This window comes from Sphingobium rhizovicinum, assembly GCF_042647625.1.
Classification (GTDB): Bacteria; Pseudomonadota; Alphaproteobacteria; order Sphingomonadales; family Sphingomonadaceae; genus Sphingobium; species Sphingobium rhizovicinum.
Genome location: NZ_JBHRVU010000004.1, coordinates 780661 through 799792, shown reverse-complemented (window position 1 = coordinate 799792; position 19132 = coordinate 780661). Strand labels below are relative to the sequence as shown.

Here is a 19132-nt window from a genome sequence, read left to right as displayed (position 1 = left end):
GCGCGGAAATTCCGACAATGAGATTCTGACCGGCTGTGCATCTCGCCAGTTGAGTTGAAGCCGAAGGGAAAAGCACGCAAATCCGCCAAAAACCGACCTGAATTGCCGATTAACCCGACCAGAAAATACCCGCTCGACCGGCCGCCCGAAGGCCACGGCCCGTCGCTTTGGCAATTTCCGTCAAAAGGACGACCGCCGCCGAATCTCCCCGATCCGACGGCGGTTCTCCCTTTTCCACTATCGACCGATCAGAATTTCTGACCGAAGCGGATGCCGAAAAATTGCGGCTTGATCGTGAAGGTGCGCGAAGAATTGGCGCAGAAGTCGATCGAGCAGAAGGTATTCTTGGTCAGCTGCCCGCGCTTGTCGAAGGCGTTTTGCAGGAAGAAGCTGAGGTTCCAGCTGCCCTTCTTGATGCCGCCGGAAAAGTCGAAGCTGACAAAGCCCTTGGTGCTGCCCAGCAGTTCGTTGGCGTTGACGTTCAGATCCTGCGTCGCCCCGGTCTGGTACAACGCCGCCCCCTGAAGGAAGGCGTCATAACCGCCCAGCATCGTGTCATAGCGGATCGACGTCGTACCCTTGAAGCGGGGCTGGCGCGGCAGGCGCGTGCCATCGTCCGCCGCGACGGTCGGGATCGGGGGGTTGCCTTCGGTGAAAGTGCCCTGCGAGCAGGTCGACAGTTGGGAGATGGACTCCGTTTCGGCGTTGACCGCGAAGTTGCAGAAATCGCCCTTCAACTTCGCGTCGTTGAAGGCCCCGGACGAACTGATGGTGATCTTGCCCAGTTTCAGGCTGGCATCATATTCGATGCCCTTCACCTCGGCCTTGCCCGCATTGCCGGTCATGCCCGCGCCCTGCGCCCCGGCGACGACGACGCCATATTGGATGTTGTTCCATTTTTCGAAATAGACCGCCGCATTCAGGCGGAAGATATTGTTCCAGGTCGTCTTCACGCCCAACTCATAGTTGGTGAGCGTTTCGGACTCGAACGAAGGCACTTCGGCCAGGAAGGACGGCTTCGTCGCCGTCGCGCGAATGCGCAGCGGCCGGTTGAAGCCGCCGGGGCGGAAGCCTGTCGAATAATTGGCATAGACCATCTTGTCCGGCGTGATCTGCCAGTCGAGCGCGATCTTGTGCGTTTCGCCATCCTCCTTATACCGCCCGGTCCGGTCCGTGGCGAGCGGATTGGTGTTGAGGCAGGTCAGGCGCTGATCGGCCGGCAGGGGCGTTTCGCATCCCACCCCCTGCGCGGATGCCGCCACGCCGGCGAACCCGACGACCGAATAATCGGTCCAGAAGTAACGGATGCCGCCCGTGATCTTGACCGTCGGCGTGATGTTGTAATGACCTTCGGCGAAGATCGCCTTGTCATGATAAAGCTGGTTCTGCTCGACAATATAATAGCCGTCGCCCTTGGCCGCCGGATTGCCGACCACCATCGTACCGCCGGCCGATTCCGGAATGCCAAAGCCATCCAGCGTGGTTTCATTGCCGTCGCACACATCTTCGACCACCGAATAGGCGCAGGCCGCCGTGTAACCCACGACATTTTCCAGACCGCGGATCGCATAATAGGTGTTCAGCTTGTTCGACTGCCGCTGATAGAAGCCGCCAACCGTCACGTCGAACGGCCAACTCTTGGGCGTGCTGATCCGCAATTCCTGCGTGAACTTGTTCCGCTTGGTGTCGGCATGATAATATTGCGTCGGATCAAGCAAAGTCGTGCACTTCAGGCTATCGCCCGATCCGCTGCACCCGGCCGCATCGAAAAATTGCAAATAGCTTTCATAGCCACCGCCGAACCCGTCATAGGTGACGGTATAATAAGTATAGTCGTTCAGCGTCCGGGTGCGCCGCTTGAAATAGCCGGTCGCTGAAACCACCTCGAAATCGCCGATATGGCCGTGGATCGACATGGCCGCCTGATACCAGCGGTCGTCATTCTTGGTCTGGTCATAGTCATGGACTTCCAGATCGCCGACGCGTGGATCATAACCGAAATAGCCGCGCGCCACCTGCTTCTGCGCGGTGATGGACGGGTTGAACGACCAGCCATCGACCGGCTCCCACAGCAATTGCAGGCGCCCGCCAAATTCCTTGATCGTGTTGTAATCATCCTTGGCGATGTCGCTATTGTCGAGATTGTAGAAAGTCAGCGGATTGGTATCGCCCAGATTATAGACCGCCGGCGATCCATCGTTCAGTTTCCCATTGTTGGGCGTGTTGTCGATATAGCCGCCATCGCGCCTATAATAGCCCATGGCCCGCACCGCCAGCGTATCGCTGACCGGCACGTTGATGTAGGATTCCAGCTGCCCGCCAAAATCGCCCTTGCCATATTTATTGGCTTCGACGTTGTAACCGAACTCGAACTTGTCCAGACTGGGCTTGTTGGTGATCAGGCGGATCGTGCCGGACAGCGAGCCCGCGCCATAGAGCGTGCCCTGCGGCCCGGACAATGCCTCCACGCGCTCCAGATCATAGGCGTGAATGTCGGGCACTTCGGTCCCGGTGATCGGAATATCGTCCAGATAATAGCCGACCGAGGCATAGGCGCCGCCCGCGGGCACGATGCCGCGGAAGAAGGCGGTGTTGCGGCCCGGCCCGATGCCTTCGAACGACACCGACGGCAGCAAAGCGGCAAAGTCGGTCAGGCCCTTCACCTGCCGTTCGACCAGCATTTCCGCGCCCAGCGCCTGCATGGAAATCGGCACCTTCTGGATGCTCTGCGCGCTGCGCGTCGCCGTCACCACGATTTCGCTCAAGCCCTGTTCTTCGGGCGCTGCGGCGGCATCGGCCGGCGCTGTCTGCGCGAATGCGGGGGAGGCAAGCCCCGCCAGGATGGTTGTCACCCCCAGTATCTTCATCAATTGCGACCGGCGATGAGACTGGACTTTCATTCCGTTGGACTCCCCCTGAAGAAACCACGCCTCTCGCCTCGCTCTCCTGACTATCGCCCACGGTTTGCCCGCATGACATTGACGCACCGCACCATGCCCCGACGGACACAGGCGGACCGCAGCCAACACCAGCGCGCAAACGACCACGGCCGGAAGCACCAATGCCACCGGACATGCTGCGCGCCGGCGCAGCCCGATATTTCCAACTATAAACCCCTTGGACGCAATCCATTCAGGACGCTTGTCCAACTTTGATAATGCGGCAACACAATCAGGAGTCAACAGCTTAGTTGCGGCGGCGCACAACTAAGATTGCGCAACTGCAAAATCCCCGGCATGCTGCATCCGACACAGGAATTTAGGACAGCCCATGGCCGCCGCCGGCACGATGACCAGTCCCCTTCCCCGCGCCGCCGGCTCCGGCCAGGCCGCGCATCAGGCGCTCGCCGATGCCGCGCAACGGCTCGACAGCGACCCCGCCGCCGCGCTGGCGCAGGCCGAAGCGATCCTGCGCCAATCTCCCGGCCTGCCGCCCGCCCAGCTTATCGCCGCGCAGGCGCTGCGACGGCTCGGCCAACCGCTGGCGGCGCTTGACCGGCTGACCGCGCTCGCCCGCACCCAATCGCACATTCCCGCCGTCCTCTGGGAACTGGCGCAGACGGCCAGCGAAACGGGCGCAACCGATCAGGCGATCGCCGCGCTGGAGCGACTGACCGCGCAGCAACCAGCGGTGGCGGGCGGCTGGTTCCTGCTGGGCGCGCAATTGCGCCGGGCGGGGCGCGATCAGGATGGCTGGCGCGCCGACCTGTCGGGCGTCCACGCCGCCACGCGCGACCGCGCCCTGCTCGAAGCGGCCATCGCCATGCGGGAGGAGCGGTTCGACGCGGCGCAGGCGCTGCTCGCCGACCGCGACGATCCGCCCGCGCTGCGCCTGTCGGGCGAAATCCACTGGCGTCAGGGCGACATGACAGCGGCGCTGGCGCTGGTGCAGCGCGCGGTCGACACCGCCCCCGGTTTCGATCTCGCCCGCGATTTCCTCGTCCGCCTGCTGCTCCAGACCAATGATCTGGCGCAGGCGCTCATCCATGCCGAACATCTCCAGGGGTCGCCGCTGCGCAATCCCGGCTATGCCTTGCTCAAGGCGTCGGTGCTGGTGCGGCTGGGCGATCAGCAGGGCGCGCGCACGATCTACGAAGCGCTGCTCGCCGCCAAAGCGGAGCAGCCGCAAGTCTGGCAAAATCTGGGCCATGCGCTCAAGACGTTGGGGGAACAGGCGGAGGCGGTCGACGCCTATCGGCAGGCGGTTACGCATCAACCGACAATGGGCGAAGCCTGGTGGAGCCTCGCCAATCTCAAGACGGTGACGCTTGACCCCGCCGACATAGTGGCGATGGAGCGGGCGCTCGCTTCTCTGGAACCCGACGCCGAAGCCCGTCAGGAGGATATTTTTCACCTCCATTTCTCGCTGGGCAAGGCGCTGGAGGATGCGGGCGACTATCCCGCGGCCTTCGACCATTATGATGAAGGCAACCGCCTGCGCCGCGCCATGGTGCTGCACGATGCCGACGCCTTCGCCGCCGAAGTCGCCGCCGCCACCCGCAGCTTCACCGCGCCCTTCTTCGCCGCCCGCAAGGATGGCGGCTGCCCCGCGTCCGATCCGATCTTCATCGTCGGCCTGCCGCGCGCGGGATCGACGCTGGTCGAACAGATATTGTCCAGCCACAGCCAGGTCGAAGGCACCATGGAGCTGCCCGACATGATGGCGATCGCCGGCCGGCTGCAATCGCGCGTGGATGAAGGCGAATTTGCCGATTTCGACGCGATGCTCCGCGCGCTCGCCCCGGCGGACCGCACGCGGCTGGGCGAGGAATATCTCGACCGCACCCGCATCCACCGGCAAAGCGACAAACCCCACTTCATCGACAAGCTGCCCAATAACTGGCAGCATGCCGGCCTGATCCATCTGATCCTGCCCAATGCCCGGATCATCGACGCGCGCCGCCATCCGATGGGCTGCTGCTTTTCCGGCTGGAAACAGCATTTCGCGCGCGGCCAGTCCTTCACCTACGACCTTACCGACATTGGCCGCTATTATCGGACCTATGTGGAGCATATGGCGGCGATCGACACCGCCCTCCCCGGCCGGGTTCACCGCGTCCTTTATGAACGCATGGTCGCCGACACGCCGGGCGAAGTGGCGCGGCTGCTCGACCATATGGGCCTCCCGTTCGAGGAGGAATGCCTGTCCTTCTGGCGCAACAAGCGCGCCGTGCGCACCGCCAGTTCCGAACAGGTGCGCCGTCCCATCTTCACCGATGGCCTCGATCAATGGCGCCATTTCGCCGCCTGGCTCGGGCCGCTGGAAACCGCGCTGGGACCGACGCTGACGAGTTGGGATCGCTAGGACGCGTCGCCGCCACCCGGCCTGCATCATCATTTTCCCCTTGCCCCCGCGGCCATCCCATGCACAAAGCTTGCCAATTGCCGTGAGCGCTCCAATTTTAAGATGTGCTTAGTCTTACGGCTGCAAGGATAGATGCATGGATGATGTGATGACCCCGGACAGGACGGCCAACGCCCGTCCCCAAATCCCGCAGGAGGTGGGCGACGGCCTGTCGGTCATTTCGATCGCCAAAAGCTATGACAAGCGCGTCGTGCTGTCGGATGTGTCGCTGACCGTGGGCAAGGGGGAGGTTGTCGGCCTGCTCGGTCCCAATGGCGCGGGCAAGACGACCTGCTTCTATTCGGTGATGGGTCTCGTCCGTCCGGATCATGGCCGCATCGTGCTGGACGGGCAGGACATCACCAACCTGCCCATGTATCGCCGCGCGATCCTGGGCCTTGGTTATCTGCCGCAGGAAACCTCGATCTTCCGGGGCATGACCGTCGCGCAGAATATCGGCGCGGTGCTGGAACTGGCGGAGCCGGATCGTGATGCCCGCGAAGCACGCCTCGAACAGCTTCTGTCCGAATTTGGCCTGGCGCGACTGCGCGATTCCGCCGCGATGGCGCTGTCGGGCGGTGAACGCCGCCGCTGCGAAATCGCCCGCGCGCTGGCCGCCAACCCCTCCATCGTGCTGCTGGACGAACCCTTCGCCGGCATCGACCCGCTCTCCATCGCCGACATTCGCGATCTGGTGAAGGATTTGAAGACGCGCGGCATTGGCGTGCTCATCACCGACCATAATGTCCGCGAAACGCTGGAAATCGTCGACCGCGCCTGCATCATCTATGGTGGTCAGGTGCTTTTTGCCGGCAGCCCGACCGAACTGGTCGCCAATGCCGACGTCCGCCGCCTCTATCTGGGCGAGAATTTCCAGCTCTAGGATGGCAGTCGCGCGCGCCTTTCTTTCTGACGGGAGCGGGCGATAATGGCGCTCGGGCCGCGCCTCGACATACGCCAGAGCCAGTCTCTGGTCATGACGCCGCAGCTCCAGCAGGCGATCAAGCTGCTGGCGCTCTCCAATCTGGAGATTGAAGCGTTCGTCGCGGGCGAGCTGGAAAAGAACCCCCTGCTCGAATCGGGTGGCGCGCCCGATGCGCAGCCCGCCCCCGACGGCGTCGACCGCACGGAGGATCGCCCGGCGCTCTCCGCCGAAACCGGCGCCAGCGACGATCTGATCGCGCAAGGGCTGGGCGGCACGGACAGCCCGCTCGATGTCGATCACGGCGCCAGCACCTTCATTGATGACGGTCCGGGCGACCGCATGGCCACCGATGGGGTCAGCACCGGCGGCAGCGGTGGCGGCATGGACATGCTGTCGGGCGGCTATAGCGAAGACGCACCCGATTTCGACAGTTTCGCCGCGCCCGACATCGGCCTTCAGGAACATCTGATGGATCAGGCCCGCGCCACCCTGTCGGGCATGGACATCGTCATTGCGACGCAACTGATCGGCCAGATCGACGAAGCGGGCTATCTGGAGGCGAACCTGCTCCAGACCGCCCATGGCCTGGGCGTGCCGCTCTATGATGTGGAGCGGGTGCTGGGCGTCATCCACACATTCGATCCCACTGGCGTCGGCGCGCGCTCCCTCTCGGAATGCCTCGCGCTTCAGGCCAAGGAAGCCGATCGCCACGATCCCTGCATGGCCCGCCTGCTCGCCAATCTTGATCTTCTGGCCAAGGGCGCCCTGCCCCAGCTGCGCCGCATCTGCGGCGTGGATGAGGAGGATATGGCCGACATGATCGCCGAACTGCGCGGCTATGATCCCAAACCCGGCCTCAAATTCGCGCATGACCGCGCCGCGCCGGTGACGCCCGACCTGTTCGTGCGCGCCACCCGCGAAGGCTGGGCGATCGAAATCAACAGCGCCACTCTGCCCCGCGTCCTCATCAACCGCAGCTATTATGTCGAACTGTCCACCGGCCCGCAGGACAGGAACAGCAAGGCATGGCTGGCCGACTGCCTCGCCAGCGCCAACTGGCTGGTGAAGGCGCTCGACCAGCGGCAAAAGACGATCATCAAGGTGGCGAGCGAAATCCTGCGTCAGCAGGAAGAATTCTTCCGGCAGGGAGTCGCGCATTTGAAGCCCCTGACGCTCCGGGCCGTAGCCGACGCGATCGGCATGCATGAATCCACCGTCAGCCGCGTAACCTCCAACAAATATCTCTCCTGCCCGCGCGGCCTCTACGAACTCAAATATTTCTTCTCCAGCGGCGTCGCGGCGTCGGGCGGAGAAGGCGGCGCGGTGTCGGCCGAAGCGGTCAAAAGCCATATCAAGGCGCTGATCGGGGCCGAAGATCCGCAGGCAATCCTGTCCGACGACACTCTGGTCGACATGCTGCGCGCCAAGGGTATGGACATAGCCCGCCGCACCGTGGCGAAATATCGCGAAGCGATGGGCATCGGCTCATCCGTCCAGCGCCGCCGGCAAAAGGCGCTCAAGGGCAAGGCGGCCTGAACGACGGGACATGAACGGCTGATGCAAAGACGACACATGCAGCACCGCCCTGCCTTGTTTGTCTCACCGACATATTGAAGTGTAACGTCAATATGATAACTGTTAGCAGTAAGCAAATGAATGGCTGGGGACCAAATCTTGATCGATAAAATATTGTCCTGGGGCGGCGCAAAGGATCGGCCGAAGGAATCCGAGGCCGCGTCGGCGACAGCGCAAGCATCTGCCCAGGCCACCCAACCCACGATGCGTTACCATGTCGATGTCTGGAGCGACACGGAAGTGTCTGGCTGGGCGCATGATTCCGCCTATCCCGATGCCCATGTCCCTATCGAGGTTCGGTTCAGGGACCGCGTCCTCGGCCATGTCATTGCTGAAACGCCGCGCGGCGACCTGGCGGCATTGCGGCCCGATGGTGCCTGCGCCTTCCGCATCCCGCTGAACAGTTTTGCGATCGGCGTTCGCCAGCAACTGAACCTGCGCCTGCCCAACGGTCAGATTCTGACCCGGCCGGCCACCTCCCCGGACGTCAACAACCTGCAAAGCGGCCACAGCGCCTTTGGCAGCCTGTGGATCGACCGGCCGGACTGGATCGAAACGCTGCGGCAAAAACAGACGGAAGGCCTGTCGGAAGAAGTCGCGATCCGCATCTTCCAGTTCGTACGCGACGGCTTCGTCGTCATTCCGCAGGCGGTTGCCCCCGAAGTGGTGGCGAAGGTCAATGCGGCGGTGGAAGCAGCCTGGGCCAGCACCGACAGCGGGCTTTTCATGGAAACCTTCACCAAGGATGTGAAGGGCGTTCAGATCATTCCGGTGGACCAGAAGCATCGCTATGGCCCCACCAAGCTGCTCGACACCTATGCCCGGCTGGAAGCCGCGCGGGCGGCCTCCAGCGCGCCGGCCGTCGTGGAATTCCTGACCGCCATTTTCGAAGAACCGCCCCGCGCCTTCCAGCAGCTTCACTTCACGCGCGGGTCGCAACAGCCCGTCCACAAGGATACGGCCTATGTGAAGATCGACAGCAATCCGATGGCGATCGCCGCGACCTGGCTGGCGCTGGAGGATATTTCGGAAGGCACGGGCGAGCTGGAATATTATGTCGGCAGCCATCATGCCCCCGATTTCAAATTTGGCGGCATCAACAAATGGATCAGTCAGAAGCCCGATGACCATGATGAATTTCTGCAAAGCCTGCATCGCGACGCGGAAACCTATCGCCAGCGCAAGCACAGCTTCCTGGGCAAGGCGGGCGACGTGCTGATCTGGCATGCCGATCTGGCGCATGGCGGATCCAGGGTCGCCCATCCTGAAAAGACCCGCAAGAGCCTCGTCACCCATTATACCGGGGTCAATGAAGATCCCCATTATCTGCGCACGGTGAATTTCCAGAGCCTGTCGCATGATGGCGTGATGTTCAGCTCCAACTATTCCGACGTCATCTGACGCATGTCGCAGGGACGGGCTGCACGGCTCGCCCCTGCCCCCCCGGCGCGCGCCGCTCTTGACGCCGCCCGTGCCCTATTCCAAAATTTGCGTCCCCCATCACCCCGCGCCCGGCTTGACCCCGCCCGCGCGAGCGGCAAAGGCAGCGGGCAACGCCCACGCTCAAGGATTGCCCCTCGCCCATGTCCGTCGCCTATCTGAACGGCAGCTATCTGCCGCTGGACGAAGTCCGCATCTCCCCGCTCGATCGCGGCTTCCTGTTCGCCGACGGCATTTATGAAGTCGCCGCCGTGCTCGACGGCAAGCTGGTCGACAGCGCCAGCCACCTCGCCCGGCTCGAACGCTCCACCGCCGCCATCGGCATCGCCCTGCCGCTGACGCTGGACGAGATCGAGGCCGCGCAGAAGGAACTGGTCGCCCGCAACACTCTGACGGAAGGGCTGGTCTATCTCCAGATCACCCGCGGCGCCGACACCACCCGCGACTTCATCGCCCCGGCCGGCCTGCAACCCACGCTGTTCATGTTCGTGCAGGTGAAGAATTTCGTCGACATGCCCGCCGCAAAAACGGGCATCGCCGTCGCCACTATGCCCGACCTGCGCTGGGCGCGCCGCGACATCAAGAGCGTGGGCCTGCTCGCCCAGGCCATGGCCAAGCAGGCCGCCAAGGACGCCGGCGCACAGGAAGCCTGGATGACCGAGGAAGGGGGCATCGTGACCGAAGGCGCATCGTCCACGGCCTTCATCGTCACCGAAGAGGGCATCATCACCCGCCCCTACAGCCAGTCGGTGCTCGCCGGCTGCACCGGATCGGCGCTGACCGCGCTGGCGCAGGAAAGCGGCCTTGCGGTCATCCGCCGCGCATTCACCGTGCAGGAAGCGCTCGCCGCCAGCGAAGCCTTCATCACCAGCGCATCGACCTTCTGCCTGCCGGTGGTGAAGATTGACGGCCAGCCCGTCGGCGACGGCACGCCCGGCCCGGTCGCTACCCGCCTGCGCGATCTGTACATCGCCTTTGCCCGCGCAACCGGGGTGTAAAATGACTCCATAATGGATGGACCGGGCATTTCCTCCGGCATGGGCCGGTTTTGCCGCCATGACGGAGGAAGAAAGCGTCCGATCCGACCATAATCGACCTATCCTGCGCCTACCTGCTCCATCTTGTCTCCGATATGGCTGGAGATCGGGCTGATCCAATCCGTTCTTGCTTTATTCTCCGGAACGAAGATAGAACAGGATTCGGACCATGATGGAAGATTTTTCCTATTTCCTGCCCGCTTCGCTGGGAGCCGATCCGATTGCGCCGCAGGACGAGCGCGCCAGTCTGCTGATCATCGCGGACTGGATCGGCGGGGATGACATGGCGCCGGTCGCCGCTGCGGCGGGTTTCCGCCTGCTGGGCAAGGTCGGCCTGGAAGACGCGCCGGCCCGGCTCGACCAGCAGAGCCAGTGCGATGCGCTGCTGCTCTTCTGTCCGTCCTCCACGCCGCTGCTGGAACGGCTGCTGGTGCAGGTGGAGACGCAGGCGATCCAGACCGGCATGGCCGTCATTCTGGTGGCGGGATGGGAAACGGTCGAACTGGCCTTCGCCTGCCTGCGCAGCCCGCACAGCCAGTTGCTGTGCGATCCGGACCGGACCGAACTGGCCGCCGCACTGGTGGCCGCCGGGGAACATCGCCCGCTGCCCGGACAACTGCATGATCGTGACCGGGACAGCGCCCGGCTCCAGCAATTGAGCGAGGAGGTAGGCCGCCTTGCCCGCACGATCGACATGCTGACCCAGCAAGCACGGACCGGCGCCGCGCCCGGCTTCGATTCCGCACCGCGCATGGCGGATCGACCGGGCAACTATTTCGCCATGCCCGCCCTGTCGCCGCTGGGCGCGGCGGCCGCCCTCCCCCCTTCCGCCCCGGCCGTAACCGCAACGCAGGTGCGCGACCTGCTGCGCGCGCGCCGTATCCGGGCGGACTTCCTGCCCGGCGACCTGTTTGCCGATCCGGCCTGGGACATGCTGCTTGATCTGCTGGCCGCCCGGCTGGAGCAGGAGCGCGTCTCCGTCTCCAGCCTGTGCATCGCCGCCGCCGTGCCGCCGACGACCGCGCTGCGCTGGATCCGCACCCTCTGCGACAAGGGACTGCTGGAACGCCACGCCGATCCTCAGGATGGCCGCCGCATCTTCATCCATCTGGCGCAGGAGGCGACGGATGCGCTGCTCCGCTGGTTCGACGCCAGCCGCCGCTTCCTCACGATCTGACTTTGCCCGCTTGACCAGCGCGCCTTTTGCCCCCAATAGGCGGCCTCCTCAACGAGAGGGCGATTAGCTCAGTTGGTAGAGCGTCTCGTTTACACCGAGAATGTCGGCGGTTCGAGCCCGTCATCGCCCACCAGTTTTTTGGCTTTTAAAGCCCGTCCGGGGGACGGGCGGCCAAAAAACTCCGAGCAGCTATGCTGCGAGGGTGCCGAAAAGAAGCCATCCCGGGGGACATTTGCCCGCAAAACTCTCGAGCGACAGCGAGGGGCGCCATCGCGCCAAACCCATAGCTGCTCACACATCTCCATCCCGGACATCCACGCTTCATCGCGCCATCTAACGCGCCCGGTCAGGTAGCCCTCTCAACACAGGCCCGCCTCGACCAGCGCGCAGGACGATCATCGCCACGGCCAGAGAGCCGACAATATGGCCCATGATGAGCAACCATTTTGAAGCTCAACATTGATACGGGTTCTTGGCGCTTCATTGCGCGCTGGAAACCCTCATTGGTCAATGCCGACGAAAAAGACAGAAAATCTATAAACTTGTCATTCCCATATACTGTCTTTCAGCCTACCAACAGCCTGTGTGGCGTGGGGACGCCAAGGGGGATGATGATGGCATTTTCGATCAACAGGCGTGACGCAGGTCGCCGGAACACATCTCTTCTGCTGTCGTCGGCCATCGCCGCGATCCTGATCGCGCCGGGCGCGGCGCAGGCGAATTGCACGCCTAGCCCGGCTCAGGCCAATGCAACCACGACATGCACGGGTGCTGAAAACAGGCAACTCGTCATCGCCCAGTTCGGATCGGACATCGTCGTGGAGCAGGGGGCGACCCTCGCCGCGCCCGACGCCAGCAGCATCCTGATCACATCGCCTGTGTCGGCGAACAATGTCACCCGAAACTATTCGACATTGCTGATCGACGGAACCGTGAATGGCGGCACATCCAGCGCCATCGCGATGGCAGCCGCGCCCGACAGCTATTATGTCACGACATCCCACATCACCGTCTCGCAAACAGGCCGCATCGCCGGCCCCACCGGGATCGACATTTCCGGGATACGCTATAATTATTATACGCGCCCCACCGTCATTCTCGACAATAGCGGCGCGATCGCCAGCACCACCGGCCAATATGCGCTGCGCACGGACGACAGCGGCAGCGGCCGGTTCGAATCGATCACCAACCATGCCAGCGGGACGATCGGCGCGATTTACGGCTATGTCGGCACGCTGACCAATGAAGGCCTGATTGATGGCGGCACTCTGGCCGCCTATAGCGATTCTTCGGAGCGATACCCGACCTATTCCAACAATGTCGGCATCATCAACAGCGGCACGATGCGATCCGCCGCCTCCACCGGCACCATTGTCCTGCAAGGGCCCTACGGCAATGGAAATCATATAAAGAATAGTGGCGTCATCACCAATGACGGCAACGGGCCAGCGATCGCCCACAGCCTGTATTTCGCTATAGTGAATGGCCTGAACGGTTCCATCACCAGCAACGGCACGGCGATCACCGGCGACGGCTATCTCGTGCTCAACAATGACGGCACGATCACCGGCGGCGGCGACGCCATCGTCAACCGCAACCAGATGATCCTGACCAATCGCGGCACCATCAACGGCGATGTTCGCGGCGGCGACCGGGGATCCACGGTCGACAATATCGGCGGCACCATCAATGGCAGCCTGCTGCTGGGCGCGGGCGATGACCTGCTGATCGGCGACGCCGCCAATCTCGACAATCCCCTGGGCACCATCACCGGCATCGTCGATGCAGGCGGCGGCATCGACACGCTCCAGTTCCGCTTCCTCGAAGATCGCACGCTGGACACGGCGATCGCCCTGCCCGCCACGATCGAGCGCCTGTCGCTGCTCGCCGGCAATGGATCGACCCTGACTTTCTCGGAAAGCTTCGCCTCGACGACCGGCCTGACCCTTGGCGGGGGTGACATCGGTTTCATCGACTCGAACAATCGCTTCATCCTGAACGGCCGGATTGACGCAACAGGCCCCGCCCTGACCAGCGACAGAAACACCCCTGGCAGCTTTCAGTTCATCAACAACGGCACGATCACTGCGATCCTGGCGTCTCTGAACGATTTCGCGGTCACGCTGCCTTCCAGTGTCACGATGGAGAATAATGGCGTCATCACCGCCAGAGGCGGCGGCGCGGTGGGCGCCATCACCTTCGGCACCATCACCAACAATGGCCTGATCCAAGCGGACGGCACAGCCGTCGCCAGCAGCTGGCTTTTGACCAACGCCGGCACGATCCGCTCCATGCAGGGGATCGGCGTCGACATCAGCGGACGCGCTTTCGACATCCCGTCTACCAATAGCGGCACGATTGAAGGCGCTTTGGCCGGCGCGCGGCTGCTCAATGGCGCACTGGTCAACAGCGGCACCATAAGCGGCGGCAATTCCGGCATTCAAATCGGCGCGAACAGCCTTTTCGAAAATGCAGCCGGCGGCATCGTCAACGGCGGCACGAACGCCATCTCGTCATATGAAGGCTCCTATTCCTACACCGGCGGCACGCGCATCACCAATGCCGGCGTGATCAACGGCAATGTGGACCTGAGCGGCAATATAGCCGATGTCTTCATCGCGGCGGCGGGCGGCATCGTGAACGGAAACATTCATCTGGGCGGCAATGGCGATATTTTCGCGACCGCCCTGACGAATGACGGACCGGGCGAATTTGCCGGACTGACCGGCCGGGTGACGGGTTCGGGCCGCGTGGGACTGCGCTATCTCATCGATGAAGACAGCAGCGCCACGCCGCTGCGTTCGGGCATCTTCTCGACCATTGGCTATGATCTGGCCAATGATGCGTCCCTGACGCTGACATCGGCTTCCCCGCTGGACTTCCAGATCGGCTTTGCAGGTCAGGGCAAGGTCGATCTGACCGCCGACATGACCGGCGCCATCACCGAACCTGATTACCCCTTTCAGTTCCAGGACAGTTTCCTGATCAACCTGTATCAGGCTTCGATACGGCAGGATGACGATGGGCAGGTGTTGAGCAATGCGGTCGACCTGACCAGCAACGGCCATATCAGCGCAACCAATGCCGCCAGCATGTATAACAGCACCATTTCGGGGGCCGTGCTGGTCGGTTCGGGCAACAGCTTCACCAATGCCGGGCGCATCACCGCGACATCGGCTGTCCATAATGTCTATGACGGTTTTGCCGCCATTCAGGCCTTGGGCGGCACTGTCATCAACAACGGCATCATCGAACTCGACAATGCCGTGGGCATAGGCAGCGGCGGCGGCTACGACACGGCAGTCATCAATAATGGCAATATCGTGCAATTGGCCGGAAGCGACACGATCGGCATTTTGAACGCGAGAACGATCGACAATAGCGGCACCATCTGGACGGGCGGCGAAGCGATTCTCGTCCGCGCCGCCCCCGCATTCATCCGCAACAGCGGCACGATCCGCAGCAACGGCTCACCGGCAATCTCGTCCGACCAATATTATGAAGCGGCATATATCGCCAATGAACAGGGTGGCCTGATCGCCGGCGGAACGGGCCAGCGCGCCATCAGCCTGACCGGTGGCAGCATCATCGCGAATGCGGGCACCATCGATGGTGACGTCGCTCTGAGCACATTCATGTACAGCGGCGGCGCCAGCACTTACGTCAACCGCGGCGGAACATTGAACGGAAACCTGATTCTGGGGTCTGGCGACGATATTGTCGTGGCGCTGAACGACCAGTCGGGCATTTCAGGCCAGATCGACGCTGGCGGCGGAAACAACATCTTCGTTCGGGCCTATGATGAAGACATGAGCGTCGACCTCAGCGCCGCGACCTTCCTTCCCACCGGGTTCACCAAATCTGGCGTTGGCGCCTATGGCGTCAATGCGACCGTCACCCTGTCTCATCCCGCCACCTATGCAGACACGCTGCTGCTGCTGGGCGAAGGCACCATCGTGAACAGCGTGCCGCTCATCCAGCCCGACCGGCTGGACAGCGCCGATTTCGCCATCCAACTGGGCGATGCTTCGGATCCTGCAAATCGCTATGGCCTCGGCTCCACCCTGTCCTTCATAAACAAGGGGGCGATCAAAGGCGGCGTCAGGGGCACTGCGCGCAGCTTCGACAATCAGGGGGAGATCAGCGCCGCCCATGACGATTATTATGCCCATCCCACGGTCGCCCTGACCAGCGCAGGCACGCCGTCCTTCAGCTTCAGCAACAGCGGCGCGATTTCAGGTGTGCGGACGCCGTACCCGTCCGTGGTGGTTATCATCAATCAGACGAGCGGTGACAGCTTCTCCTTCGACAATTCCGGCCAGATCTTGGGCCAGGCCGAGGTCAGAAGCATGGCACGGCAGTTCGACTTCACGAACAGCGGCGCAATCTCAAGCAAGCATAGCAGCCTCAACCTGACCGTAGGCCAGTCCTGGTTCTATCCGGGCTATCCCGTCGTCAACGCGGAGGATGTGAACATCGACAATAGCGGGATGCTGAACAGCGGACTTAACGCCTTTCTCACGGCGCGCCGGGTTGCCTTCGTCAACAGCGGCACCATCGGCGGCCAGCAGGACGGCTCCGCTTTCAATCTTGCGCAATATGGCTTCCTTGCGGACGACCCGTTGCAGGATGACGGCATCGCCGCCGATCAGGAAAGCTTCAGCCTGACGAACAGCGGCACGATCAACGGCGAAACCATCCTCAGCAGCCGTGCACAGTCCATCGCTATCCGCAATAGCGGGACGGTGACCAGCACCAGAAGCGACGCCTATGCCGCCTTGCGCATGGAAACAGGCAGTATAGGCGCGCAATCGGTATCGATCGTCAATGACGGAACCCTGTCAGCCGACGCATCCGGCCTGTCCGCCCTGCTCCTCTCCAGGGACATTCTGACGCCAGAAGGCGCTACCGCAGACACCATGGTCAGCCTGAACAATCAGGGCACGATCCGCGCGGATCGCGGCGCAACCTTCACACCCCTAATGCCATCGCCCATGCCCGACTATGGCTATCCCGATCTGCCTGACACCGTGCATGGCGTCGTTGCGGTTGGCGTCAACGCCATCAGCAGCGGCACCGGGCGCGTCGCCATCACCAACGCGGCGGGAGCGACCATCTCGGCAACGGGCGCGACCGACAAGATGACCGATGGAGCCAGTCTCTATCCCTATTCCCTGCCTGTCGGCTTCAAAGTCCCCGATGCCTACAAGAACGTGGGTTCCCTCGCCATCGGCGTGATCGCCGACCATGTGTCCATCGACAATGCCGGCACCATTCGCGGCCTTGCAGGCGGCATGATAGCGCCAGACACCCTGATGGAACTGGATGGGATCGGCCTCGCCTTCACCAACGGCTACATGGCGGGCGCGATCCAGACTTTTGGTTCGGCCGACACGGTCGTCAACCGGGCCGGCGGCCTGATCGTCGGGTCGATCGACCTGGGCGACAAGGATGACAGCATCGTCAATTTCGGCACGATCGACGGCGACATCTTCCTTGGCGCGGGCAATGACAGCTTCACCCACGCGCTTGGCGCAACCCTGACCGGAACGGTGGACGGCGGCGAAGGCGATGACAGTCTGATCATCGACATCGGCGGCGGCGGCACGCTGAACAACGCCCTGTTCCAGCGCTTCGTCAATTTCGAGAGCCAGACGGTCAGCGGTTCGGGAACCGTCACCGTTGACGGGCCTCTCGCCATCGACACCCTGCACCTGCGCGACGCGGCGCTGACGATCGCGCCCGGACAGGTGCTGCAAACCGCAGGCCCCATCGCGGTGACGTCCACCGGCGGGACCAACAGCCTGGTCAACCGGGGGGCGATCGCGGGCGGACTGGATCTGCGCCAGGGAAGCAATCTGCTGATCAACGCCGGATCGATCGCAGGCCCGGTCACATTCGGCGATGGCGACGACTGGTTGCGGATCGAAAGCGGCGCAACCTTCGCCGCCGGGGTCGATGGCGGCGGCGGCTTCGACACGGTGCAGCTTGACCTTGCCGGCGCCGATACCGCACCAACCGAACTGGATCTGTCGGGCTTCGCCGCGTTCGAACAATTGCGGGTTCAGGCCGGCACGGGCGCGCTCAGCGGCGCGACATCCTTTGCGGCGATCGCGGTCGATGGCGGCCGGTTGATCGGCCGCGTCGGATCGACCATCAACGGCAATGTCATGGTGGCGTCCGGCGCAACCTTTGGCAGCGCGGGGACCGTCAATGGCGATATTGCGGTCAATGGCACATTGGCGCCGGGCGCTTCGCCGGGCACGATGACGGTCAATGGCAATGTCGCGCTGGGCGCAACGTCGAACACATTGTTCGAATTCACGCCGACCATCAGCGATGCGCTGGTCGTCAACGGCACGCTGGCCATCGCCGATGGCGCGCGCCTGACCATGACCGGCGAGCGTCCGTTGACGCCGGGCCACTACACGCTGATCAACGCCAGCGGCGGGATCAGCGGCAGCTTCGGCGCCAACATCACCCGCGACAACCGCATCATGGGCGTCCTGTCCTATAGCGGAAACAGCATCGACCTGATCGGCATGTTCCAGCTTCGCAATGGCGCGAGCCAGCAGGTGACGGCCACCAACGACTATCTCAACGCGCTGTTGCTGAATGGTCAGGCGACGTCCGGCATCCTGGCCGCCTTCCCCATATTGGTCGGGACAGACGGCTATGCCAGCCCGGCCATGCTATCGACCCTCAGCCCCGAACCCTATGCCTCAGCGATGCAGATGGGGATCGAAAATGGCCTCGCCATTGCCGCCACGCTGCGCACGACGCGCATGGCCGGCCTGACTGACGAAGCCGGACTCTACGCCTTTGGCCAATCCTATGGCAACTGGCGGACGTTCGGCGCAAATGGGCGCGGCCTTTCCAGCGCGAATGTCGATGGCCGCGGTTTCCTGGGCGGCATCGGCTATGGCAACAGCACGATCGGCGCGGCGCTGTTCGTCGGCCGCAGCGACAGCAACCAGCATATGCGCAGCATCGGCACCAGCAACAGCGCGGACGGAATGGTCTTTGGCGGCCGCCTCCATTATGCGGCCGGCGGCCTGAAGGCCGGCGCCAGCCTGATCTTCGACCGGGCAAGGGCGGACACGCAACGCGCCCCGTTGAACAGCGGGGCCGTCCGCAGCCGTTATGACCTGCACGGCACGACGATCGACGGCTGGCTGGGCTATGGCCTGGCGGTTGGCGACGACTGGCAGATCGGCCCGCAAATCGGCATCACCCATGTCTCGGTACAGCGCGGCGCGATCCGGGAAAGCGGCAGCAGCGCCTTTGCCCTCGACATCACGAAGCAGGATTATGACGCCACCTTCCTGACCGGGGACATCCGACTGGAAGCGCCGGGCAAGACCGGCCTGCGCCCCTGGGCGGCGGCTGGCGTGCGGTGGCGCGTCAGCGGCGACGCGCTGCGGGCAACCGGCGCTTTTACCGGCACCAACACCAGCTACAGCGTCGACGGCGTCAATCGAAAGAAGGCGATGCCGCATGTGGGCGCAGGGCTGAACATCGCCCTTTCCCACAGCCTGTCGCTGTTCGTGAACGGCGATGCCGAATTTGACGACGGCAACAGTGCGCGCAACGTCAATGGCGGCATCAGCTTCGCATTCTGATTGCCCCTGCATC

Annotated in this window: 8 protein-coding genes and 1 tRNA gene; 8 read left to right on the top strand and 1 reads right to left on the bottom strand. The window is 63.2% G+C overall.

Annotated elements, in window-relative coordinates:
- Positions 1–248: 248 nt before the first annotated feature.
- Positions 249–2867: a TonB-dependent receptor gene (locus ACFOKF_RS05265; protein ID WP_380797669.1), complete on the bottom strand. Its 2619-nt coding sequence runs from the start codon at positions 2865–2867 to the stop codon at positions 249–251.
- Between the two features lie 421 nt (positions 2868–3288).
- Here ACFOKF_RS05265 and ACFOKF_RS05260 point away from each other — a divergent pair, with 421 nt between their 5' ends.
- The 8 genes from ACFOKF_RS05260 to ACFOKF_RS05225 all read left to right on the top strand — a co-directional run bounded on the left by ACFOKF_RS05260 (position 3289) and on the right by ACFOKF_RS05225 (position 19119).
- A complete protein-coding gene (locus ACFOKF_RS05260; RefSeq protein ID WP_380797667.1) occupies positions 3289–5304 on the top strand; it encodes a tetratricopeptide repeat-containing sulfotransferase family protein in 2016 nt (671 codons plus the stop codon).
- 136 nt (positions 5305–5440) lie between these two features.
- Entirely contained in the window at positions 5441–6226 is a 786-nt protein-coding gene (gene lptB, locus ACFOKF_RS05255) for an LPS export ABC transporter ATP-binding protein (protein WP_298394095.1), read from the top strand.
- A 45-nt stretch (positions 6227–6271) separates the two neighbouring features.
- Positions 6272–7804 carry an RNA polymerase factor sigma-54 gene (rpoN, locus tag ACFOKF_RS05250; protein ID WP_380793752.1) on the top strand — a complete coding sequence of 511 codons (1533 nt, stop codon included), beginning with the start codon at positions 6272–6274 and terminating at the stop codon, positions 7802–7804.
- Between the two features lie 243 nt (positions 7805–8047).
- Entirely contained in the window at positions 8048–9244 is a 1197-nt protein-coding gene (locus ACFOKF_RS05245) for a phytanoyl-CoA dioxygenase family protein (protein ID WP_380793750.1), read from the top strand.
- Between the two features lie 182 nt (positions 9245–9426).
- Positions 9427–10281 carry a D-amino-acid transaminase gene (locus tag ACFOKF_RS05240; protein WP_380793748.1) on the top strand — a complete coding sequence of 285 codons (855 nt, stop codon included), beginning with the start codon at positions 9427–9429 and terminating at the stop codon, positions 10279–10281.
- Positions 10282–10489: 208 nt separating this feature from the next.
- Positions 10490–11497, top strand: a complete 1008-nt coding sequence (locus ACFOKF_RS05235) for a MarR family transcriptional regulator (protein ID WP_380793746.1) — start codon at positions 10490–10492, stop codon at positions 11495–11497.
- Positions 11498–11554: 57 nt separating this feature from the next.
- Positions 11555–11630: transfer RNA gene (locus tag ACFOKF_RS05230), tRNA-Val, on the top strand.
- Between the two features lie 475 nt (positions 11631–12105).
- Entirely contained in the window at positions 12106–19119 is a 7014-nt protein-coding gene (locus tag ACFOKF_RS05225; RefSeq protein WP_380793744.1) for a hypothetical protein, read from the top strand.
- Positions 19120–19132: the final 13 nt, after the last annotated feature.